The organism is Sphingobium agri, from assembly GCF_023051225.1.
GTDB classification, from domain to species: Bacteria; Pseudomonadota; Alphaproteobacteria; order Sphingomonadales; family Sphingomonadaceae; genus Sphingobium; species Sphingobium agri.
Genome location: NZ_JALKHS010000002.1, coordinates 22,965 through 45,621 on the forward strand (window position 1 = coordinate 22,965; position 22,657 = coordinate 45,621).

The window sequence follows — 22,657 nt, forward strand, 5'->3', positions numbered from 1 at the left end:
CTGAAGATGAAAGAATATACTATCCCGCTCATCATCCGGGGCCGCATCATAGAGGATAATCTGGTCCGTTATGAAGGGCGTCGGGGAGAAATCGCTTTCCTCACCCCCGACGTGAACAAATATCTGGACCAGATCGTCCTGCGCAATGGCGCTGACCTGCAGGATTATTATTCCGTCAGCCTGGATAATATTCTCGACTTCCTTGAGGAATTGGGCCGCAGGCTGCACCCGGACATAAATCCCGACATTCGCCTGGCGCTGGAAATGAACATGCAGTCGTCGGGCCAGTCACCCGATATACTGCGCACCGCCTATGTTTCCTTCGCCGCGAACCTGCGGCGGACAATCGTCGAGGAAGCCGTCGATCAAAATATCGGCCGCGACTATCTGGAAGGCTGGAAGCCAAGGCCGCTGCATGACCGGGACGCGATGGTGCGCGCTTTTGGGTCGCGCATCGTTCACCTGAACGCTGGCAACGCACCCAATGTGGCGTTGCACGCGGTGATCAACGGGTCCGTGCTGCGCTGTGACAATATCGTCAAGAGCCCCTCTAACGATCCCTTCACCGCCGTCGCCATCGCAAAGACGATGATCGCGATGGACCCCGACCATCCGATCACCCGCCATATGACAGTTGCTTATTGGAAGGGCGGCGACCTTGGCTTCGAGAAGAAGCTATATGACACACGCAATATCGACAAGATCGTCGCCTGGGGCGGCCCGGCGTCGATGAATCACATCCGTCAGCACTTGACCTCGGGCCTCGACCTGATCGCGCTTGATCCGAAGGTCAGCGCCTCGATCATTGGCGCGGAAGCGTTGGAATCAGAGGAAAAGATGCGCTGGGTTGCACAGCAACTGGCCAAGGACTTCGGCTATTTCAATCAGGAAGGCTGCGGCAATAGCCGTCTCGCCTATGTCGTATGCGGCAGTGATGGGCCTTCGCTCGACCGGCTGAACCACTTTGGCCGACTGGTCCATGAGGCGTTGCAGGCGCTGCCCGCCGCTTATAGCTCGCCCCATCCCGCTTTCGACCCGGTGCTGCGCGACGAAATAGAAGGCATCCGCTACTCCGAAGATTACAGGGTGTTCGGCGTCAAGGCGAATGAGGGCGGCGTGATCGTGTCGCAACAAGCCGAGGCTGTCGAATTCAGCGACCGGATCGGCGGGCGCGTCATCAACATCATCCCCGTCCCCGATCTCGATGCCGCAGTTGCCGCCGTGACCATCCATACGCAGACGATCGGCATCTATCCCGATGCGACGCAGGCGGAGATCGCTGACCGGTGCATGTTGCGCGGGGCGCAGCGGCTCTCACCGCTCGGCTGCATTGCCTATGAGGGACTTGGTTATCCTCATGACGCGATGGAGATCATGCGGAGGCTCGCCCGCTGGGGTGTTCGGGAGCAATTCGACGAAGCCATTGCGGAAGCAGGCGCCGGGATGATGTGCGCGGCCTAACGAGATGCGCACATTTCATGAAGGGGAGCGGGATCAATACGCTCCGACGGGCCGCTCAATGCTGTGATCTTCCCCGATCAGCGGCTCCTGTCAAAGCTCCCCTTCCCTTTTGCCACGCGGCGCGACCGCGCCCTGCGTCAACTTGACGGTAGCGCTCATCGATCAGCTTGACGGCCTCATTTTCCCAGTCATCCATTATGTGACTGATCTTGTGACCGATCTCCGACATTATCTGTCCTACCAGGAGAGGCGAAAGAACAATGGAGATGATTGAAAAAGCTGCGACTTGAGGGTCGGTATCCGCCCGATAATAGCCTTGCCGTACCAAGGTCCGGATCAGTTCCTGCATCCGATTGAAGCTGCCCTGCGACTTTTTCTGCCGGTAGGAATGCCATACCGTCGAATAGGGGCGGAAACTTTCAATCAGGACCACGCTAGCCGTACCGCGGTGGATTTCGAGCACATTCATCCAGCCGCTGACGATCTTGCGGGTGGCGTCCTGGCAGTCGGTCAGGAACAAGCTGTTCAGGTCATTGAGAGTCTGCGCGATGTCGCTGCTCAGATTGTCCAGCGCCGCGTCGATCAAGCCATTCTTGCCGTGATAGTAATAGTGGATCATGCCCGCGTTGGTGCCCGCGGCGGACGCGATCTCCCGCGTCGTCAGGTCCAAATGACTCTTGTTTCGCAAGCCATGCTCCATCGCATGGAGCAACTCGTTCGATACTTCGCGGTTGTCGGAAACCGTCGGTCGACCACGCGCGGCAAATGCACCAGGGCGGGCGTCGCCTAGCTTCGTCATGGGCACCTCTCCATCAACTTATCGATGCAGTCACTCCCGCCGCCATTATCCCATGGAAGGAAGAGAGGCGCAACCGCTTGAAGCCTTACCGCCTCTTTCCTGCAAAGAAGCAGGCGAAAGCCGGCTGCGTCGCGCCTCAGCCATGGATTGATGAACTTACTGCGGAAGCTGGTGCAACGCGCAAAGCTTGTTACCGTCCGGATCACGGAGATAGGCAAGATAGAGGGCTCCCATCGGCCCTTCGCGCACGCCCGGAGCATCCTCAATGGACACGCCGCCATTGGCTACCCCTGCCGCATGCCACGCATCGGCCTGCGCTGGATCTTGAACGGCGAAGCCGACCGTACCACCATTGGCATGGGTCGCTGACTGGCCATCGATCGGTTTGGTAATCAGCAGCGAGAGGCCATTATGCATGTAGATCAGCCGCCCATTATCATCAATGAATGCCGACGGGCCCCCGAGCGCTCCTATCGTTGCGTCATAGAAGCGCTTAGACCTTTCGATGTCATTGCTGCCAAGCACGATATGGGAAAACATGAATCTCTCTCCAAAATAATAGCCCTGCGGGCGTCAACTTGCAGTTAGGCACTCGGTTTATCTCGGAATAAATGACATTTGTCAAAAACTGCTCGCAACGCCGATCTGACGTCGGATGCATCTGTTGCCTCTCAGGCCGGAGCGAGCGCGTCCTGCTTCGCCTCTTGCAAGCAGGATTGGGCAGCTCTGCGGCCCGTGAAGACACAGTCCGCCAGGGAAAGACCGCTAATGTAGGTGCGCGATGGAATGCTTCCTGTTGCCCGGCCCGCTGCATAGAGACCTGGGATCGTGCTGCCGTCGGCGCGTCGGACCGCACCCGTCGCTTCATCTAGCGCCAATCCTCCCAAGGTATGGAAAGTGATGAAACTGTAGCGGTTGGCCAGGGACACATTCATCGCCACATAGGGGCCGTTGCCGAGCGATTTCAAATGATCCTTCAGCTTTGAAAAATCATCGTCATGCCGGTTGCGGACCAAGTCTTCATAGCGGCGCACGGTCTGGCGCAGGCGATTGGGGTTGATGCCGCATTTTTCGGCAAGCACGTCGAGATCCCTAGCTCGCTTCGTGCCGCCAAGCAGAAGATTGAGCATGGCTGGAGCACCAAAGCGCATGAATGCGTCCACGCCGTCCGTGGCCACCTGCCGCATCGCCTTTCGAATGTCCTTGGTGGACATGATCAGCCATGCTTTGCCCTCGGGTTGGGCGGCGATAGCTCGGCCGAGAGTGCCGACATAAACGGCTTCGTTGGCGAACCGGTCGCCCGCCTGGTTGACGAGGATGCCATCCAGCAGCGCCGCGGGCGGAGATTGGACCCGACCTACGAACATGGCATCCATCCCCACGGTATCCGCGCCGAGCGCCGTGCCGAGCTTCACTGCCGTTCCGTCGTCGCCCAGCGTGCCCAAGCGCATCATGGTCTTGTAATGCCTGGCGAGCGTCGGAGCATGCTGGTTGAGCATGTCCAGATTGAAGACAAAACCGCCCGTCGAAAGGATGACGCCGGTCTTCGCCCTGATATAGCGCAACTGGCCATGCTCCTGCTCCACAGCCCGCGCCGCCTTGTTCGCGGCTTCGGCCTTGCTCTCCTTGAATGGAGCGGTAGGCGGGAACTTGTCGTAATATTTCTGATGCTCGGCATGTTTCGCCGCTGGCAGCTCGAGCGCGGCGACGCCGACGACTCGCCCGTTGCCATCGACGACCAAGCTTTGAACGATCGTATGCAGCCTCGTGCGAATGGCCGATCGATCAGCGGTCTCCCGCAGCGCGCGATACAGCTTGTTACCCGTGAATCCGCGTCCAAGTGTCCTATGCCCTCGCGGCGCGGGCTTGGCCTCGCGGCAATACGCTTCCACCTTTTCATTGCCTGAATATTGCAGGAAATAGCCCTCGGGCGGATAGGTCGTCTTGCCTGTATAAAGCTTTGTCCCGAACACAACGCCATGGGCCTGCAACCATTGCAGATTGCCCGCGCTTTGATCGCAAAAGCGCTTCAGCGTCTCCGGCTTGACGACATCGCCGACTTCGAGTCTCAGATATTTCATCATGTTGTCAGGATCGTCGACAACGCCGTTCTGTCGTTGGATGTCCGTTCCGGCGGCATAGACCACGCCGCCGCTGAATGCCGTAGCGCCCCCACCATTGAAGCGGTCGATCGCAATGACGCTTGCGCCGTTTTCGACCAATTCCAACGCGGCGCAGATACCCGCTCCGCCATAGCCGACAATGACAACGTCAGCCGTATCATCCCACTGGAAGCTGTCGGCATCGCCGATGGAAACCTGCGGCTCGCCCTGCATCGATGTCATCATCTCAATCCTTCCGGCCATTCTGGTCCGATATCATTATATTCGTCCGGTCCATCACCCTCTCGCAGCCCCCGCTGGGTCACTAGCGGTGACGGGCCTGTAGATCAGGAACAAAAGGCCGATCATTACAAAGGAGGCGGTGTGAATATAGATGGCCCCGTCATAAGAGCCGCTCATGTCGAAGATTATACCAGCCATCGGCGCTGCAGCGAAGATCAGCGGCACTTGAAAGAGGTAGGACATGCCCATCCCAATGCCGACACGATCACGTCCTAGCCATTCGGCGGTCAATGTGCCGAACAGCGTCAATATCCCGTTGCAACACAGACCGACCGGGATGGACAAGGCAAGGAGGACCGGGAAATTCGCGCCCGCCAGGACTAGGCCGAGCCATGGCGGGATCTGGGCAAGTGAGAGGATGGCGAAAGCCTTCGCTCCACCGATGCGGTCGGCGATCCAGCCGAACAGCGGGGCGCCCGCGACCCCTGCCATCCCCTGCACAGCCAGCAACAGCGAGGCAGATCCAAGGTCAAGCCCGCGGCTAATCGCGAGCGCAGCAAGATGCGTAATCATGACGAGGCCCGCCGCACTGAGCACGCCTACGCCGATGGTCATAACCCAAAAGGCTGGCTCGCGCAGCAATCGTACGGGGGTGCCACGGGCGGCTTGCGCCTCCGGAACCGCGCCGATGCCCGCGCTCCTTCCAAGTTGCCCAACGCGCGCGGGATGATCGATCAGCAGGAACAGCAAGGGGACAAGCGCCGCCATCATCACGCCAAAGCACAGGAAGACGCTGCGCAATCCTATGGATTGGAGCATCATCGCGGCGACCACCGGCATGATCATATTGCCGATGGGCATATTGACGAGGCCGATGGCCTTGCCACGCTCCGATATGAACCAGTTGCTGACGACATGGGTGCAGGGGATAACGCCAATCAAGCAAAAACCCGGCCCGATCAGCAGCGCATAGCAGGCCAGCATTGCATAAATGGATTGAACATGGGCCATCAGCAGATAGCCCGCGGCGCTGAACAGGGCACCGGCCATCATCAGCAACCTGATAGGGAAGCGCAGCATCAGTGCGCCTGCCAGCGGCGACAATAGCCCCATCGCCAGCGTCAGCACGCTCGACCCTGCCGATGCCAGCGCCCGGGTGGTGCCGAACGCCTTTTGAATGGCGTCCACCAGCGCGCCGTAGCTGCCAAAATTGATGCCAAGGACGATGTTCAACACCACGAACAGGAGCGCGGCCATGCGCCAGCCAGAGAAGGCGCCCTCATTCATCTCCGTCGTCCTCATGAGCATCGCTCCTCGCGGTCCCATCCTCAGGCGCGAAGTGTCATCACAGCGAAATACCCCCATCCACCAGCAGCGTCTGCCCGGTGATGTAGGACGCCTGCTCGGATGCGAAGAATAGCACCGTGTTTGCCAACTCCTCCCCGCGGCCGGGACGATTGCCGAGCGGGATCATGCTGCTCATCAGCTTGACCATGTCCTTGCCGATGTCGCTCTGCGTCGTGGACTGGTCAATCGGTGCGATCGCGCCCTGGCCGATGTCGAACCAGCCAAGCCCGATGGAATTGGCGCGCACGCCATAGCGGCCTTCCTCCACCGCTATTTGTCGAACCAAGCTCTCGATGCCTGCCTTTGCCGAAGCGGACAAGCCGTCATTGATGAGAACCTTGTAATTGGCGAAGGATGTGCACGCGATCAAGGTACCGCGGTTCTCCCGCAGATGACCGATGGCGCCGCGCACGATGTGGAAAAAGCCTAGCAGCTCCGAATCCACCTGCAGCTTGAACCGTTCCGGTCCATTTTCGACGATCGGGCAAACCTCGATCACTGGACCGGCCGCATAGACAACCGTATGCACTGGCCCGTATTTGTAGGCGACCTCGTCTATGATTTCCTGCGGCCGTTCCGGCTGCTTTATGTCGGCCTGGTAGGCAGCGACAGTGCATCCCGCGTCGCGCAGTTCCTTTTCCAGATCGTCCGCCCGCCCCTTTCCACCGAAATAGGTGAAGGCGACCGTGCACCCCGCCTTTGCAAAGGCGCGTGTGAGGTGACCACCTGCGCCGCCGCTGCCGCCGAATATGACGACCGCGCCTTCCTTGAAGTCATAGGTTACAGACATCTCATTCTCCTAAGTGCAGTGACGCGCGCTCGTGCAAGATGAGGCTCAAAGCCTCATGCCGCCGCTCGCTTGGATCACCTGGCCCGTCAGCCACCCTGACGCGGGCGACGCTAGGAAAAGCACGATCTGGGCAATGTCGTCAGGAGTGCCGATGCGGCCGAGCGCCGCCATGCTCCTGAACATCTGCATCGCCTCGTCGCTCTCGCGGTAGCCGTTGATAAGGTCCGTATCCACTGGCCCGGGAGCGACGGCGTTGACGCGGATTTTGCGCGGCGCGAGCTCGACGGCCATCGAAACCGTGAATGAATTAACGGCAGCTTTGCTCATGGCATAGGCAAAGCCGGGGGGCTGGGCCATCAGTCCGCTCATCGATGAGATATTGACGATCGCGCCGCCGTCGTTGAAGCGGTTCAACGCTTGCTGCGTGACGAGTATCGGCGACTTGAAATTGACGCGATACATGCTGTCGATTTCTTCTTCATCGATCGTGGTGATCGGCGAGCTTCGTCCGGCGCCAGCATTGTTGATCAGAATATCCAGCCGTCCCCCAGCCTGCTGATCGAACTGCTCGTACAGATGAGCGACCCCGTCCGCATGGCTGAGATCCGCCTGGACGATCACGGCGTCCCCGCCTGCCTGGCGCACGTCGGCTGCCGTCCGTTCAGCACCTTCACGGCGGGAAGAATAGTGCGCAACGATCCGCGCGCCATTTTGCGCCAAGGCAATGGCAACCTGTCGCCCGATGCCACCTGAGGCGCCGGTCACCAAGGCGACCTTGCCGTCCAATACACCCATCTCAACCTCTCCCAGCAGTGAGCCGACACTCGGCAGACCGGCCATCCCTAACGGACCGCTTTATCTTCCCTCATTACGTGACTAATGTCGTACAAACTGTCAATAGCTCTGGCATATGCGCTTGATACGCGGCCGAACATAGAGAACGCAAAGTCCATTGTATCTGCCAATCCGCCGTGTCATAGAAGCTTATATAAGACGGATGTCATTTAATTTCTGGAGAGGACATGGCTGACGAGTTCGACTATATCATCGTCGGAGCAGGCAGCGCCGGTTGCGTGCTTGCGAACAAGCTTTCTGAAAATCCGTCGAATCGGGTGCTGCTTCTGGAAGCTGGTGGCGAAAACAAGCATATCTTCGTTCGCATGCCGAAAGGCGTGGCGAAACTGGTCGGCGACCCTAAGTTCGCCCAGTATTTTCCGGTTCAACAGCCGCGCGAAGACGGGTTGGACGCGAGCGAGATATGGTTGCGAGGTAGAGGGCTTGGCGGCTCGTCCGCCATCAACGGCATGATTTATATCCGTGGCCAACCCGAAGATTTCGAACAATGGGAGGAGCGCGGCGCCAAAGGTTGGGGCTGGAACACCATGCTCCGCGCCTTTAACGCCATCGAGGATCATGAATTGGGGGCGTCGAAAGAACATGGGGTCGGCGGCCCGGTGCATGTATCGACGTCGAAGTTCCATTACCCCCTTGCCGACCGGATGATCGAAGCAGGCGGACAGATGGGGCTGCCGCGCAACGACGATTTCAATGCCGGAAGCCGGGAGGGCGTTGGCTACTATCATCATAATATCAAGAATGGCCGCAGGCAGAGCGCGGCGGTCGCCTTTCTGGACCCAATACGCCATCGACCCAACCTGGTGATCCGAACAGGCGTGCAGGTAGACCGGATCATCATCGAAGAGCGCAGGGCGAAGGGCGTCATGTGCAGGATCGGCGGACAGAAGACGGAGTTCCGCTGCAGGGGTGAAGTCATCGTATCGGCAGGCGCGATCGCTTCTCCCAAGCTGCTCCAGCTTTCGGGGATCGGGCCTGCAGAAGATTTGAAAGCTGCAGGCGTCGATGTTCTTGTCAACAGCCCCGATGTCGGGCGGCGGATGCAGGAACACCCGATTTACGGTATCAACTATGATTTGCAGGGCGAAAAGGGCCTCAATCACCGCTATCGTGGCTTGGGCCTTGCGCGCAGCCTTGCAGAATATTTCCTGTTCAAGGGCGGCCCGATGGCGACGGTGCCGCAGGAGATCGGCATCTTTGCGCGCAGCCGTCCAAGCGTCACGCGGCCGGACCTTCAGTGTTTCGTCGGCGGCGTGACTCTGGCGCAGGGAGAGGCGGATGTCGCGGTCCCGACCAACGGCGTCAACAAGACACCCGGCATGATGATCGCAACTGCGATGCTGCGGGCCACCAGTGAAGGCACCCTGACAATCACCTCGCCTCACTCGGACGATCCTTTGCGGATCAATCCCAATTGGCTGACGACGCAGGAGGATTGCGAGACGGCGATCGCCATGGTGCGGTTCGTGCGCAAGTTGATGGCGCAGCCTGCCATTGCTCCATTCGTCACACGCGAAGTTGCGCCGGGTTTGAGCGGCAACGACAGCGACGAACAGATATTGACTGCCGTGCGCCGCCATTTGAGTTGCGGCACCCATGCCGTCGCAACATGCCGGATGGGCAGCGATGACGAGTCCGTGGTGGACCCCCGCACGCGCGTTCGCGGCGTGGAAGGCCTGCGCGTGGTCGATTGTTCGATCATGCCCAACCTGACTTCGGGCAATACCAATGCACCGGCGATGGCGATGGCGTGGCATGCATCATCGCTGATCCTTGAAGACGCGCGCTAGGCGCAAACGGGGCGGCCGCGCGCAAGACCCATAAAGGGCATGCAGCCAGGCGATCGTCTGAAAAATGCAGGAGAGATAATCGTGACCCAATGGGATGAGGAAACAGACGTTCTGGTGATAGGCTCCGGCGCTGCGGGCTGCTCCGCGGCGCTGGCCGCCAGGACAGCGGGCGCAGAGGTGCTGCTGCTTGAACGTACGGACAAGCTGGGTGGTACGAGTGCGGTTTCGGGCGGCGTACCTTGGATTCCCAACAATCATCATATGCATGAGATCGGGCGCAGTGATTCCCGCGAGCAGGCCCTCACCTATCTTCGCCGCATTTCGCTGGGCAAGATGGACGATGTCATGATCGAGACCTTCGTGGACACCGCACCACAGGTGCTGCTGTTCCTCGAACAGGAGACCGATCTTCGCTTCCGCGCTCTTCAGATGCCCGATTATCATCCTGAATTTCCGGGCGGAAATATCGGCCGTTCAGTGACGGCTGGCATTTTTCCGGCCGGGCAGCTGGGCGAATTACGGCCCGCCCTGCGATCGAGCGCACATTTCCCCATCCCGATTTCCATCGCCGATGTGGAAGACGGCATCAACGTGCTGGATTCCGAGGTCATCGGTGGTCGCCTCAACGAGGACATGGTCGGAATGGGCGGCGCGCTGATGGCGGGGCTGATCAAGGGTGCGATCGATCACGGTGTCCGGATCAGGCGCAATATACGCGTGCTGCGGGTCGTACAGGATGGCGATGTCGTCATCGGCGTCGAAGCCGACAAAGATGGAGAACCGCTGCGCATCGGCGCGCGCAAGGGAGTGATCCTGGCCTGCGGCGGATATGAGTGGAACAAGGAAATGACCCGCCAGTTTCTGCGCGGGCCCTTGCATGGCCCGCACAGCCCGCCCTGGAACGAAGGCGACGGGTTGAAGATGGCGATTCAGGCGGGCGCAGAGCTTGGCAATATGTCGGAAGCCTGGTGGCAGCCATCAGTGACGATACCTGGCGAAGAATATGACGGCCGCCCTCTGGTCCGGCTGACCGGCATCGAACGGTGCGGCCCCGGATCGATCATCGTCAACCGGATGGGTCGCCGGTTCGTCAATGAAGCGTGCAATTACAATGACATTGGGCGCGTGTTTCAAGCGTTCGATCCGGTCAATTTCGACTATCCCAACCTGCCTGCCTGGCACATCGTCAGCCAGGATTATATGGACCGCTTCCCGTTCCTGACGCGCTACCCGGGCGATCCGGTCCCGTCCTGGATGGCAAACGCGGACACGCTTGCTGAACTGGCAGCGAAGATCGGCGTCGATCCTGCCGGGTTGGAGGCAGAGGTCGCGCGCTTCAACGATAATGCACGCAAAGGCGTCGACCCGGACTTCCACCGCGGAGAAAGCGTCTATGAACATTATTGGGGCGATCCTGCCGCCGAAGGCCCTGCAAGGACGCTGGGGCCGCTCGAGCGCGGACCTTATTATGCCGTAGAAACCAAGATCGGGACAATCGGCACGAAGGGTGGTCCGCGCACCAACGAGCGCGCCGAAGTAATGAGCCTGTCCGGCGGCATCGTCCCCGGCCTTTACGCGGCGGGTAACGCCATGGCGAGCATCATGGGCATGGCCTATCCGGGCGGTGGAGCGACGCTGGGCCCGGCGCTGACCTTTGGCCATATCGCCGGGCGCGAAGCCGCGCGCGGCTCCAACCGCTTCTGAAAACCCCTGTCCAGCGGAAGCGGCCTGCCCCTTCCTGCGATGCTGACGAAGGAATTTCATCATGAATGATCCAAAAATTGTCGCGACTTATTACACGATCGCAGGCGATGCCTATCCAGGCGCGCCGGTCGCTAGTCCTTTCCCGTTGGAGCGGCGTGCCGCCGCAGCGGTGGCGGCAGGATATTATGGGATGGGGCTGTCAGGGGATGATCTGGCCGCAAACGTCGCGCTCCACGGCACGGCTGGCATCCGCCGCATCCTGAACGATGCCGGAGTTCAGTTCCTGGAAGTCGAATGCCTGACCGACTGGTTCGCACAGGGCGAGGCGCGCGCTGCTTCCGACAAGATGCGGCGCCTATGGCTGGATACCGCCATGGAGATCGGGACCAAGCATATCAAGATCGTCGGCGACATCAGCGACAGCGGTGTCTCGATGGAAACGATGGCCGCAGACTTCCGGCTGCTGAGCGAGCAGGCTGCCGAGGTGGGTGCCTATGTTTCGATCGAGGTCTTCCCGCTGGCGAATATTCGCGATCTCAAGTCGGGGCGGCAACTCATTGAAATGGCGGGTTCGGACAATGGCGGGCTGTTAATCGACATTTGGCACATGACGCGTCCGGGGATTCCCTATGATGAAGTAGCCGCCCTGCCCGCCAGCTATATCAAGCATGTCGAACTGGACGATGCGGCCGCTGAAGTCGTTGGCGGCATTTTCGACGATTCGACGGACAATCGCCTTCTGCCAGGCGAAGGTAGCTTCGACGTGCCGGCATTTCTGCGTGCGATCGCGGCGACCGGATATGATGGCTGTTACGGGGTCGAGATGCTGTCGCACGAATTCCGCGCGCTTGAACCGGAAGAAGCGGCGAAGCGGTCTTTCGACGCCGTCGCCCGCCAATTCGCACTGGCACGGGAAGATGCCTGATCTGCGGCGGCGGCGCCTCCCGCGAGGAGGCGCCGCTGCAGTGCTCATAGATGTTTCGGGAGGATAAGGTGTCAGCGCAGGATCGAATTGAAGAAACCGACGTCATCGTGATCGGCTCGGGCGCGGCCGGGCTGGCAGCGGCCCTGAGCGCACGCCATGCCGGAGCGGATGTCGTCATTTTGGAACGTTCGGAAAAGCTTGGCGGGACCACGGCGATGTCCGGTGGCGTGCCCTGGATCCCATGCAACCACCATATGCATGAGGTCGGGTCCAGCGACAGCCGCGAGGCAGCGCTTACCTATTTGCGCCGCCAGTCACTGGGCCGCATGGACGACGATATGATCGAAACCTATGTCGATCAGGGTTCAGACGTCATCAAATTCATCGAGGCGCAGACGGACATTCGCTTTCGGGCACTCAAATGGCCCGATTATCATCCCGAACTGCCCGGTGGGACATATGGCCGGTCGCTGTCGGCTGGATTGTTTCCCGGTGAGAAGCTGGGGGCGTTACGGCCCAGGCTGAGGGGTAGCCTGACCTTTCCAATTCCCGTCTCCAGCAACGACCTGGAGGACGGCGTTGACATCTTCGACCCCGCGATCATCGGCGAACGGCTGGAAAAGGGTTTGGTGGGTGTCGGCAATGCCCTAGTGGCAGGGCTGGCGGCCAGTCTGGTCGAAAAGGGCGTCCACGTCCTGTTCGGCATGCGGGCGCAAGGTCTCATCATGCAGGACGGCGCAGCCGCGGGCGTTACAGGCAGCCAGAATGGCGAGCCATTTCAGATGCGTGCGCGCAGGGGTGTCATCATTGCGAGCGGCGGCTTTGAATGGAATGCCGGTCTGGTGAAGGACCTGCTGCGCGGCCCACATGAGGGGGCGGCAAGTCCATCCGATAATGAGGGCGATGGCTTACTGATGGCGGCGGAGGCTGGAGCCGCCCTCGCCAACACGGATGAGGCATGGTGGATGCCGATCATGAAAATCCCCGGCGAGGAATATGAGGGCAATCCAGCGATCCGTTTCGCAGTGACGGAACTCACAAAGCCCGGATCGATCATGGTGAACCGCATGGGGCAGCGGTTCGTCAACGAAGCCTGCAACTACAACGACCTCGGCCGCTCCTTTTTCCAGTTCGATCCGCAGACGTTCGAATATCCCAATCGGGAAGCTTGGATCATCTTTCACCACGCCTATCTGGACAAATATCCGGTGCTGACGCGCTATCCCGGTGATCCGGTTCCGAGCTGGATGGTGCAGGCGGCGACGCTGCGCGAACTGGCCGACCAGATCGGCGTCGATGCCGATGGCCTTGAGCGGACGGTTCAGCAGTTCAACGAAACGGCGCGAGAGGGCGCTGATCCCCAATTCCATCGCGGTGAGAGCCAATATGATCGCTACCATGGCGACTGGGCTCTGAAGGGCCCCTTTCAAACCGTCGGCCCCCTCGATCAGCCGCCCTTCTATGCCTGCCGCGTCTATCCCGGCGTCCTGGGAACGAAGGGAGGTCCGAAAATCAGTGTCAGAGCCGAAGTGCAGAATTTGCGTGGGGGCCACATTCCCGGCCTTTATGCAGCGGGCAACGCCGCGGCGGGTATCACGGGCATGGCCTATCCAGGCGCAGGCGGGACGATCGGCCCGGCCCTGGTCTTCGGCCACATCGCCGGGCGCGAAGCTGCGGTCAGGACGAACCGTCGATAGCAGCTCACAATGCGATACACCTATTTACCGTTCGCATGTTTACTTAGTTGACAATCGTCGTGAATGGTGCTGAAGTGCGATCGCCTGATAGGTGTGCGATGTGTCGCACGAACTGCGAAGCGACCGAAGATGGTGCGACGTCTTGAAGGGGCACGAAAAGGACATTGCAATGTCCGCCTTACCCGTTTTCGTTCGATTAGCTGATAATCATAATCGTTAGCTTAGGGGAAGATCATGAGGAAAAAGGCATTTTCTGTCGTAGGCTTGTTGTTGGCGAGCGTGGCACCGGCGCCGCTGCTTGCCCAGACTGATGCGGCCGCGCAAAATGATGCAGCGCCCCAGTCCTCGCCAACAGGCCTCACCGATATCATCGTCACGGCCCAGCGCCGCAGCCAGAATCTGCAGGACGTTCCTGTTGCCGTCACGGCGTTTACTGGGGAAGCTCTCGAAACGAAGGGCATTGCCCGTGTGGCAGACCTGCAGCAGGCTGACTCCTCGCTGTTCGTGTCACAGATGTCCGGTGTCGTCATCCCATTCCTGCGCGGCGTCGGAAATCCCGGGGCGTCTACCCCCGGGAACGAGGCAAGCGTTCCGGTCTATATCGATGACGTTTATTATTCCCGTCTTGCCAGCGCCTATCTTGAACTAGCGAACATCGAACGTGTCGAAGTGCTGAAAGGTCCGCAGGGTACATTGTTCGGCCGGAATTCGACCGGCGGCTTGATGCAAGTCTTCACCCGCGATCCTGGTGACAGCACGGATCTCTCGGCAACGCTGGGCTATGCCAATTACGACACGATCAGCGGAAAGTTGTATGCCGCCACACCATTGGGAGATGGCGTCGCCGCCGGTATCTCCGTTGTCGGGCTGGATCAGCGCAACGGATGGGGAAGAAACGAATTCCTGGACAAGGACACGTACAAGCGCAAATTCTATAATATTCGCTCCAAGCTTGTCTTTGAACCCAGCGATACGACCAAGATCCGGTTGAGCGGCTTCTACACTTATCAGCGGCAGAACCAGGGCAACGCCGTCAGTATCTATCCAGGCACGACCCGTGGCTATCCTTTGGGATCTCCCCTTCAGGGCACGCAATATTTCGATCCTCCAGGCTTTTACGATATCTACGCCAACACCGAGATTTTCCACCGGTTGCGTGGTTGGGGAGGGTCGATCAAGATCGATCAGGAACTTGGCTTCGCCGATTTCACAAGCATCACCTCCTATCGGAAGGCAAAGGAACTTCTGAATTATGAGGGCGATCACACCGAGTTGAACTGGCTAGCCTTCCCGATCAGGATCGGAGACCGGCAGATAACGCAAGAACTCCAGTTGAAATCACTGCCTTCCTCGAAGATCAGCTGGATTCTCGGTTTCTTCTATATGAATTCGCGCACGAACGTAAATGTCCGCATCAATGGTGATGCTCTCACTTTGAACGGGCTCGCCAGCCAGAATATCCACAGCCGACAGAAGATCGAATCCCTCGCCCCCTTCGCACAGGCCACTTTCCCTGTCGTCGATGACAAGACCAATGTCACGATTGGCCTACGTTATACGAAAGATCGCGTTCAGGGGGACGGCCAAGTGTCGCTGACCCCGCTGGTTGGAGCCGACATACCCGCAGCGCCGGATTATCATCAAGTGGCAAGCTTCGACAAGTGGACCTACAAGGTCTCGGTCGATCATAATTTCACCGATGACATAATGGCTTATGCGACATGGAGCCGCGGCTACAAGTCGGGTACGTTCAATACCATTCCGCTGAGCGCTCCGCCGACCAATCCGGAAACGGTGACCTCCTATGAAGCAGGCCTGAAGATGACCCTGTTCGATCGGAGGGTACGCGCAAACGTCGCAGTGTTCCGCAACGACATCAAGGACCCGCAGGTCCAGCTCGTTCAGCTAGTGGACACCCCTGCTGGGCCGACGCCGTTCGTCGCATTCGCGAACGCTGACAAAGCGCGCACCAAGGGTTTCGAATTCGATACATCCTTCCAGGTGACCGAGCGACTGAGGCTTGACCTGGCGGGGCAGTATCTCTGGGCGAAATTTATCAGCTTCGACAGTGCGCCGATCAACGTTCCCATCTTCACGCCGCCTTGGGGCGTCACCCTGGCCGTTGGCGACGTTGGCGGCAACCGGCTTTCCCAGACGCCCAAATGGAAGGTCAATGCGGGCTTCAACTATGAACTGCCGACCGCTGTCGGTCAGTTCAGCTTCGCCGGGCAAATGTCCTATCGTTCCAGCTTGAAGTGGGACCCGGACAACATCCTTACGGAACCCAAGCTGACGCTGTTCAATGGCAGCATCTCGTTCAAGCCGGAATTCAACAATAAGCTGACCTTCCGCTTGTGGGGCGCCAACCTTACGAACGAGAAATATTTCAACAACGAGATTCCGCAGACCAATACGCCGGCCGGTGACTTGGGCGGTGTTGGAGATCCGCGGACATATGGGGTCGAGGTCCGTTTCGATCTCTGATCATGGTCGCCTGCGTGGTTGCTGAAAAACAGAATGTGACCCGCGCCGAATTCAATCGACGCGGGTCATGAACCTGGCCAGCCATGTCTATGGTCCACAGGGCGCCCTCGCGCCCTTTTGCCGCCCTTTGGAGGCCCTATGCTGCTGCACGAAGATTACCCCCATACGGTCCCGGCACGGGCTTGGCTTCGTTGGAAGGAAAATTACTTCTGGGTCTTCATGGACCCCGATCGTGACCTGTGCTGCCTGGCCCATAGCACGGCGGAGCCGACTTTTGACCGGGCGTTCGCCTCCTTCACCGTCCTGCATAAGGGTGTGAAGGTCAGCCACAGCGGCGAGGTTCCTCTACCTCAGCCCTTCGAGCATCAGAAGCTGCTGCGTTACGGGAACCAGAGGATTCATTTCCTGAAGCCGCAGGAAAAATTTCTCGTTGAATATGAGGATGACACGGTAGCGGCTTCTCTCCATTTCACGCGCCGGATGCATCTGTTCGACTTTCTCGCTTGCGCGGACGTCAATCCGGACCAGTTCTCCATTTCCGAAAATACCGCCCTCGATCGATTTGGCTTTCGCCATCAAGGCCAATGCATGAATGCAACCGGGGTGGTGACGTTCAAGACCGGGGAACTCGCAGGCCTGTCGGTGGACGTGGACGGGTCAGGCTATCGCGACCACAGTTGGGGCATGCGCAATGACCAGATCGTGAAGGATCACAACTGGTCATTCTTCAACTTCCCGACCATGGGCTTTCATCTTTTCACGGTGCGCAACATCGTCCGTCCTGAAAATATGACGGCAGAAGGCTATATCGCGCGGCCGGAGGGCAATGAGGTCATCAAAACACTCAGAATCGAGAATGTCGGTGAAGGGCCGGAAGGCATGCCCGACAAGGTCATATTCCACACCGTCACGCTGGGCGGTGAGACCTTCACCCTCACCGCCGACGTCGGCAATGCCTTTGCCCGCTTGCCTCTACATTCGCAAAAGCCCGGCGCGAAAGTCTATTACAATGTCGAGAATATGTGCCGAGTGCGGTGCGAAGAAACGGGGGAAGAGGGTCTCGCCAATGTCGAAATCGGCACATTGAAGGATGCCTGAAGCGCCAGCATGCCATCCGGCTCACAGCTTGCCGGATGGCGGCCCCTCTCACGCCTCCCGGATATGGGCGCCGGGGATCGTCCGTTCATAACAGCCATAACCCTTCACCGCGCCATTTAGAAGGAGGCTGACGGACTGCTCGTCAACCACGCGCGTCGGACCCGGATCGGTAGGATAGACGCCGACATAGGTGTCGTTCGGAGAGGCAAGCGACAGATAGGAGCTGCCGTGGAATGCGGCCGTATCGATGACGAGCGTGCCCTTTTCATAACTCAGCACTGTCCTGATCAGCTTTTGATCGTCATTCACATGGCCGCATCGTTCGATCTGGTCGATCTTGGCGTCGAAGCTCTGGCCATCTTCATAGACAACCGCCTCTGAGAAAACCACTTCGCCCTGGTCGATCTCCGCATCGAACAGCAAGAAGGCCAAGCCGTTTTCGAAATAACCCTGAAACCATTGATGGCTGTGCAGATTGCGATTGTCCCGGCCGCCCAGGCTGTGATCCCGGTTCGCCATTGCGTTGAAGCTGAATTGCTCGCTGCCCACGCGGATCGATCCGGAAAGCAGGCCAGGCTGTTCGATATGACCTGCTGGGAGAAATTCCTGAAGCCCGCCTACTTTGTGCAGATCCCAGATGTTCGCAGTCGATGTGAAGGTCAGGTCGAAGGAAGCGGGCGTGCGTCGCCCATCACCCACCAAGCCCTGAAGCATCTGCGCGGCGGGTACGCGCATCACGCCGCCGCTGAAGCGGTAAGTGAGCTTGCGCCCAGCCTCCACGATGCGCACGGCGAGATGCGGGCCGCCCGGCCCATCCTGAGCGGCGTGGGCATCGCCGATCGCCCGATGCGCGATTACCGTGCCGTCAGGCAAGCGGATGATGACGACCTCCCGGAACAAAGTGAGGTCATGATGCCATCGACCGATATGCAGCCATAAGCCTACACCCGACTGTGGATCGAACCCGGCGAGGCAGAAATTCTCGCTCCAATTCTCTATGTCGGGGAAATCCCCTTCCCACGGTGTTTCCTGTAGCGGAATATGCATGATCTTCTCCAACGCGCGGCGAGCGCCCGCGCCTTTAGCGGGCAGAAGGAAATGCGGGCGCGCGCTTTTCCAGGAAGGCCGTAACGCCCTCTTCGAAGTCGGCGTCGCCAACACACGCGACGATGCCGTCCGTTTCGGCATCAAGGATCTGTGCCAGGCTCCGCGCAGCCGCATCGTTGACGAGCCTCTTCGCCTGGACGACGGCCAGCTGCGGCGCTTGAGCAAGGCGGCGGGCGATCTTCATTGCTTCCTCGTCCAACGCGTCCGCCCGGACGATCTTGTGAAGCATGCCCAACCGGAGCGCTTCCACGGAATCGACCTTGGCCCCTGTAATCAGCAGCATGCGGGCCATGCGCGTACCCACAACTTGCGGCAGCACGGCAGTAACCCCGCCGTCCGGACTGAGCCCCACGCGCTGATGCGCGAAGACGAAGGTGGCACTATCATCGCCGATCGCATAGTCGGCGATCAGAGGGTAGAAGAGCCCTGCACCGGCCGCCGCCCCCCGCACGGACACGACGATCGGCCGGTCGAACGCGACGATGGCTTCCACAAGAGCCCGCGCCAGTGGCAGGCGGCGAGCGAAATCCGACTGCCGGACCGCCACGTCTTGCTTGATCGAGTCTGCAAAGCCCGCGACATCACCGCCAGCCGAGAACACCTTTCCCTCTCCGCGAACGAGGATGCATCGGACGGTCCGGTCCGCTTGCGCGGCGCGGAAAAGATCAGTCAGCAGCGGCACCATGGCCTTGGGGATGGCATTGCCCTGTTGCGGCCGATTGAACGACAGGCGCAGGACGCCATCCTGCGTGTCGACCAGATAGCTTTCGTCAGGCGCAGACTGGAGCATCGCCGCTGTCCCTTCGCGGCTGGTCAACCGAGCGCCTTGCGAACGGCGGCCTGGATCGTATCGGCATTGGGTGCGAAGGCTTGCTCCAGCGGTTTGGAAAAAGGCACGGCGCAATAGGCTGCGCCTACCCGCTCGACCGGGCCTTTGAGCGTGCCCCATAATTCCTCGGAGATGGTCGACGCAATTTCCGCGCCGATGCCGAACTGCTTCACCGCTTCGTGGACGACGACCGCCCGGCCGGTCTTGCGCACGGAGGCAAGAACGGTTTCCCGATCCCAAGGCGAAATGGTGCGCAGGTCGATGACCTCGACTGACTTGCCCTCTGCTTCCAATGCTTCGGCGACTGCGAGGCTTAGCGTCACCATCAGCGAATGCGCTATGATCGTGACGTCGGTGCCTTTCCGGGCAACCCGTGCCTTGCCGATGGGAATTACCTGCTTGGTGACCGGCGCTGGGGTCCAGTAGCTTGGCATGTTTTCGATGAACAGCACGGGATCGGGATCATCGATTGCCGCGCGCATCAGGCCATAGGCGTCGTCGGGGGTCGAGGGTGCGACCACCTTTATGCCTGCGGTATGGGCAAACCATGCTTCCAGATAGTCGCTGTGCTGACCGCCTGTGGAAAAGCCCGAGCCGGTCATGGTGCGGATGACCATGGGCACGCCAGTCTGCCCGCCCGACATGAAGCGCAGCTTCGCGGCATGGTTGAAGATCATGTCCATCGGGACCGCGATGAAATTCATCAGCATGATCTCGGCCACGGGCTTGTAGCCGCCCACGGCTGCGCCGATCGCGGCGCCGATGATCACCTGTTCGGAAATGGGCGTGGACTTGACCCGCTCTTCGCCAAAACGGGTGGACAGCCCCTTGGTCACGCCCATGACGCCGCCATCCTGCGGATCGGCGACATCCTCACCAAGAACGATCACCTTGGAATCGGCCTCCATGGAATCATGAAGCGCCAGGTTGATGGCCTCCACCATCGTCATCTTCTTTGCGGTGCTGTCCTGCGACGTGGCGGGTGCAGTGATTGTGTCGGTCATTGCCATTACCTCAAGCGATTTCTTCAGCGAACACGTCACGCTTCAGTTCGGCGACGTCCGGAAAGTCTGCAGCCATGGCGGCTTCGATCGCCGCCACGATCCGGCTGTCGGCATCCTGTTCGATCTCGGCGAGGTCCGCCTCCGTGGCGATCCCTTCGGACAGCAGGCGCGCGCGCAGGACCGGCATCGGGTCCTTGGCCTGCGCATTCGCGTAGATGTCCTTGTCCATATAGTGACCAGCCTCGCCCAGTATGTGGCCGTTGAAGCGGAAGGTCATGGCTTCGATCAGCGTCGGCCCCTCGCCCGCCCGGGCGCGTTCGATCGCGACCTTGGCGGCGCCATACATCTCGTCCGGATCGTTGCCGTCGACGGTGACGCCAGGCATTCCATAAGCCGCTGCGCGGTCCGAAATGCGGTCGATCGCGCGGGAATATTCAGGGGCCGTATGTTCGGCATAATGATTATTCTGACACAGGAAAATGACGGGCAGCTTCCATACGGCCGCCATGTTCATCGATTCGTGAAAAGCGCCGATGTTCGTCGCCCCGTCCCCGAAATTCGCCACCGAAACACGGTTGCGGCCGTCGAGCTTCGCGGCCCAGCCGAGTCCGGTCGCGATCGGCATGGACGATCCGACGATCCCGGTCGTCACCATCATGCCCTTTTCCGGGCAAGTCAGGTGCATCGGGCCGCCCTTGCCCTTGCACGTGCCGGTGACCTTGCCTGCAAGTTCCGCCCACAGCTCATCTAGCGGAAAGCCTTTGGCGAGCATGTCGTGGATGCCGCGATAGATGGTGCAGATATAATCGTCATCGTCCAGGCTGACGGATATCGCCGAGGGGATGATTTCCTGCCCGCGCGGGCTGTAATAGGGCATCACCAGCTTGCCCGCCATCATCTGCTTGATGACATGCTCGTCGTTCTGCTTGATGAGCGTTGCCTTGCGATAGATTTCCAGGAGCGTTGCCGCATCTGGTTTTGGCCAATTGGACATGTCATCCACTCCAGCTGAGTTTTTAGTAAGACTTCGGCAGATCCAGCACTTTTTCGGCGATGAAGCTGAGGATCAGTTGTTCGGTGATTGGCGCGATACGCATCAGGATGGATTCGCGGAACAGCCTTTCCACCTGATATTCGGTCGAATAGCCCATGCCGCCATGCGTCATCACCGCACGGGTGCAGGCGTCGAAGGCTGCGCGGCCGCCCAGGAACTTACCGGCATTTGCCTCCGCTCCGCAGGGCTTGCCGGTGTCGTAGAGGTTTGCGGCCCGCATGATCATCCAATAGGCCGATTCCAAATAGGTCCAATTTTCCGCCAGCGGATGCTGAATACCCTGATTCTGGCCTATATAGCGGCCAAAGACCTTGCGCTCGGACGCATATTTGGCGGCACGTGCCAGAGCGCCCCGGCCCAATCCCACGGCCTCGATGCCGACGAGTATGCGTTCGGGATTAAGGCTGTGGAGAATATAGTGGAACCCCTTGCCCTCTTCCCCGATCCTGTCCTCATCCGGCACGAAATAATCGTCGATGAAGGTCGCGTTGGAATCGACCGCGTTGCGTCCCATCTTTGGAATGCGACGCACCTCCACCTGACTCTTGTCGAGGTCGGTATAGAATAGCGTCATCCCATCCGTAGGTTTCTTGCATTGTTCCTTGGGCGTGGTGCGGGTCAGCAGCAGGATTTTGTTTGCGACCTGGCCGGACGATGTCCAAATCTTGCGGCCAGTCACCCGGTATCCGCCAGGCACCTTCGTGGCGAAGGTCTTGATACTCGTCGTATCGAGTCCGGCATCCGGCTCCGTCACTCCGAAGCAGGCACGGTCCGCGCCCGCGATCAACGGTCCAAGCATTCGCCTCTTCTGCTCGTCCGTGCCGTGAACGACCACCGCATGGGGGCCGAAGATGTTGAGGTGGATCGTGCTCGCTGCAGAATAACCTCCCGCGCTCGCTGAAACCTCGTGCATCATGATCGCGGCTTCGGTCACGCCCAGATTGGCGCCGCCAAACTCCTCCGGCATGGTGATGCCAAGCCAGCCGGCATCGGCCATCGCCCTGTGAAATTCGGATGGGAAGATCTTCTCATCTTCGCAGCGGGACCAATATTCGTCCCCGAACTGGTCGCATACCTTGCGTACGCTGTCGCGGATGGCTTCCTGTTCCTCTGATAAGCTTATATCCACTGCATCGCTCTCTTTGCGTCAAGCCTGCTGATTCAGGTGCGCCCTACATTGGTACGCGATATTACTATATGCTGCGTTCCCTATGTCAAGCAGCGCGGCGCCCTGCAGCCAAAAACAATGTGGTCCGTACGCTTCTGAACCCGTTACCAATGGGAAAGATCAGGGATCGGAAGGAATTTTCATCCTCCGTACCTCGTTCAGTTGATTAATTCGCTATCGTACCATATGCTTCTTTCCCA

Annotated in this window: 18 protein-coding genes; 7 read left to right on the top strand and 11 right to left on the bottom strand. The window is 59.5% G+C overall.

Annotated features, from left to right (window positions below; translation table 11 throughout):
• The first annotated feature begins 6 nt into the window (after positions 1-6).
• The gene (locus MU848_RS00405; protein WP_201516602.1) at positions 7-1,461 is read left to right on the top strand and encodes an acyl-CoA reductase; all 1,455 of its coding nucleotides are present in this window, start codon (positions 7-9) and stop codon (positions 1,459-1,461) included.
• Positions 1,462-1,516: 55 nt separating this feature from the next.
• On the opposite strand, the gene MU848_RS00410 is transcribed toward MU848_RS00405, so the two are convergent.
• The 6 genes from MU848_RS00410 to MU848_RS00435 form a co-directional block, all read right to left on the bottom strand.
• Positions 1,517-2,260, bottom strand: coding sequence for a TetR/AcrR family transcriptional regulator (locus MU848_RS00410; RefSeq protein WP_201516603.1), 744 nt, complete (start codon positions 2,258-2,260; stop codon positions 1,517-1,519).
• Between the two features lie 156 nt (positions 2,261-2,416).
• Complete coding sequence (locus MU848_RS00415) at positions 2,417-2,800, bottom strand: VOC family protein (RefSeq protein WP_201516604.1); 384 nt, start codon at positions 2,798-2,800, stop codon at positions 2,417-2,419.
• 131 nt (positions 2,801-2,931) lie between these two features.
• Positions 2,932-4,605, bottom strand: a complete 1,674-nt coding sequence (locus tag MU848_RS00420) for an FAD-binding protein (RefSeq protein ID WP_201516605.1) — start codon at positions 4,603-4,605, stop codon at positions 2,932-2,934.
• A 54-nt stretch (positions 4,606-4,659) separates the two neighbouring features.
• A complete protein-coding gene (locus tag MU848_RS00425; protein ID WP_247229463.1) occupies positions 4,660-5,907 on the bottom strand; it encodes an MFS transporter in 1,248 nt (415 codons plus the stop codon).
• A gap of 43 nt (positions 5,908-5,950) precedes the next feature.
• On the bottom strand, positions 5,951-6,742 hold the full coding sequence (locus MU848_RS00430; RefSeq protein WP_247229465.1) for an SDR family NAD(P)-dependent oxidoreductase: 792 nt from the start codon (positions 6,740-6,742) through the stop codon (positions 5,951-5,953).
• Positions 6,743-6,787: 45 nt separating this feature from the next.
• Complete coding sequence (locus MU848_RS00435) at positions 6,788-7,537, bottom strand: SDR family NAD(P)-dependent oxidoreductase (RefSeq protein ID WP_247229467.1); 750 nt, start codon at positions 7,535-7,537, stop codon at positions 6,788-6,790.
• A 227-nt stretch (positions 7,538-7,764) separates the two neighbouring features.
• Here MU848_RS00435 and MU848_RS00440 point away from each other — a divergent pair, with 227 nt between their 5' ends.
• The 6 genes from MU848_RS00440 to MU848_RS00465 all read left to right on the top strand — a co-directional run bounded on the left by MU848_RS00440 (position 7,765) and on the right by MU848_RS00465 (position 17,295).
• Positions 7,765-9,387 (top strand): GMC family oxidoreductase, encoded by a 1,623-nt coding sequence (locus MU848_RS00440; protein WP_247229469.1) that lies wholly within the window; start codon positions 7,765-7,767, stop codon positions 9,385-9,387.
• Positions 9,388-9,468: 81 nt separating this feature from the next.
• Entirely contained in the window at positions 9,469-11,091 is a 1,623-nt protein-coding gene (locus tag MU848_RS00445; RefSeq protein WP_247229471.1) for an FAD-dependent oxidoreductase, read from the top strand.
• A 61-nt stretch (positions 11,092-11,152) separates the two neighbouring features.
• Complete coding sequence (locus tag MU848_RS00450) at positions 11,153-12,016, top strand: sugar phosphate isomerase/epimerase family protein (RefSeq protein ID WP_201516611.1); 864 nt, start codon at positions 11,153-11,155, stop codon at positions 12,014-12,016.
• A 68-nt stretch (positions 12,017-12,084) separates the two neighbouring features.
• A complete protein-coding gene (locus tag MU848_RS00455) occupies positions 12,085-13,713 on the top strand; it encodes an FAD-dependent oxidoreductase (protein WP_247229473.1) in 1,629 nt (542 codons plus the stop codon).
• Positions 13,714-13,947: 234 nt separating this feature from the next.
• On the top strand, positions 13,948-16,197 hold the full coding sequence (locus tag MU848_RS00460) for a TonB-dependent receptor (protein ID WP_201516613.1): 2,250 nt from the start codon (positions 13,948-13,950) through the stop codon (positions 16,195-16,197).
• A gap of 138 nt (positions 16,198-16,335) precedes the next feature.
• Positions 16,336-17,295 (top strand): hypothetical protein, encoded by a 960-nt coding sequence (locus MU848_RS00465; protein WP_201516614.1) that lies wholly within the window; start codon positions 16,336-16,338, stop codon positions 17,293-17,295.
• A 48-nt stretch (positions 17,296-17,343) separates the two neighbouring features.
• Here MU848_RS00465 and MU848_RS00470 read toward each other — a convergent pair whose 3' ends face one another.
• From MU848_RS00470 to MU848_RS00490, 5 genes are read right to left on the bottom strand one after another with little or no spacing between them, the layout of a single operon-like run.
• The gene (locus MU848_RS00470; protein ID WP_247229475.1) at positions 17,344-18,342 is read right to left on the bottom strand and encodes a hypothetical protein; all 999 of its coding nucleotides are present in this window, start codon (positions 18,340-18,342) and stop codon (positions 17,344-17,346) included.
• A 34-nt stretch (positions 18,343-18,376) separates the two neighbouring features.
• Positions 18,377-19,219: an enoyl-CoA hydratase/isomerase family protein gene (locus tag MU848_RS00475; RefSeq protein ID WP_247229477.1), complete on the bottom strand. Its 843-nt coding sequence runs from the start codon at positions 19,217-19,219 to the stop codon at positions 18,377-18,379.
• Positions 19,216-20,235 (bottom strand): alpha-ketoacid dehydrogenase subunit beta, encoded by a 1,020-nt coding sequence (locus MU848_RS00480; RefSeq protein WP_247229479.1) that lies wholly within the window; start codon positions 20,233-20,235, stop codon positions 19,216-19,218. Before MU848_RS00480 ends, MU848_RS00475 begins: the two co-directional genes overlap by 4 nt.
• A 10-nt stretch (positions 20,236-20,245) precedes the next feature.
• Positions 20,246-21,229 (bottom strand): thiamine pyrophosphate-dependent dehydrogenase E1 component subunit alpha, encoded by a 984-nt coding sequence (locus tag MU848_RS00485; protein ID WP_201516618.1) that lies wholly within the window; start codon positions 21,227-21,229, stop codon positions 20,246-20,248.
• A 22-nt stretch (positions 21,230-21,251) separates the two neighbouring features.
• Positions 21,252-22,418, bottom strand: coding sequence for an acyl-CoA dehydrogenase family protein (locus MU848_RS00490; RefSeq protein ID WP_201516619.1), 1,167 nt, complete (start codon positions 22,416-22,418; stop codon positions 21,252-21,254).
• Positions 22,419-22,657 lie beyond the last annotated feature (239 nt).

Bases quoted from the DNA above. Each gene is read 5' to 3' on its own strand.
- MU848_RS00425 (WP_247229463.1), bottom strand. From the start codon at position 5,907: ATGAGGACGACGGAGATGAATGAGGGCGCCTTCTCTGGCTGGCGCATG.
- MU848_RS00470 (WP_247229475.1), bottom strand. From the start codon at position 18,342: ATGCATATTCCGCTACAGGAAACACCGTGGGAAGGGGATTTCCCCGAC.
- MU848_RS00415 (WP_201516604.1), bottom strand. From the start codon at position 2,800: ATGTTTTCCCATATCGTGCTTGGCAGCAATGACATCGAAAGGTCTAAG.
- MU848_RS00430 (WP_247229465.1), bottom strand. From the start codon at position 6,742: ATGTCTGTAACCTATGACTTCAAGGAAGGCGCGGTCGTCATATTCGGC.
- MU848_RS00450 (WP_201516611.1), top strand. From the start codon at position 11,153: ATGAATGATCCAAAAATTGTCGCGACTTATTACACGATCGCAGGCGAT.
- MU848_RS00420 (WP_201516605.1), bottom strand. From the start codon at position 4,605: ATGACATCGATGCAGGGCGAGCCGCAGGTTTCCATCGGCGATGCCGAC.
- MU848_RS00435 (WP_247229467.1), bottom strand. From the start codon at position 7,537: ATGGGTGTATTGGACGGCAAGGTCGCCTTGGTGACCGGCGCCTCAGGT.
- MU848_RS00460 (WP_201516613.1), top strand. From the start codon at position 13,948: ATGAGGAAAAAGGCATTTTCTGTCGTAGGCTTGTTGTTGGCGAGCGTG.
- MU848_RS00440 (WP_247229469.1), top strand. From the start codon at position 7,765: ATGGCTGACGAGTTCGACTATATCATCGTCGGAGCAGGCAGCGCCGGT.
- MU848_RS00480 (WP_247229479.1), bottom strand. From the start codon at position 20,235: ATGACCGACACAATCACTGCACCCGCCACGTCGCAGGACAGCACCGCA.
- MU848_RS00410 (WP_201516603.1), bottom strand. From the start codon at position 2,260: ATGACGAAGCTAGGCGACGCCCGCCCTGGTGCATTTGCCGCGCGTGGT.
- MU848_RS00465 (WP_201516614.1), top strand. From the start codon at position 16,336: ATGCTGCTGCACGAAGATTACCCCCATACGGTCCCGGCACGGGCTTGG.
- MU848_RS00405 (WP_201516602.1), top strand. From the start codon at position 7: ATGAAAGAATATACTATCCCGCTCATCATCCGGGGCCGCATCATAGAG.
- MU848_RS00485 (WP_201516618.1), bottom strand. From the start codon at position 21,229: ATGTCCAATTGGCCAAAACCAGATGCGGCAACGCTCCTGGAAATCTAT.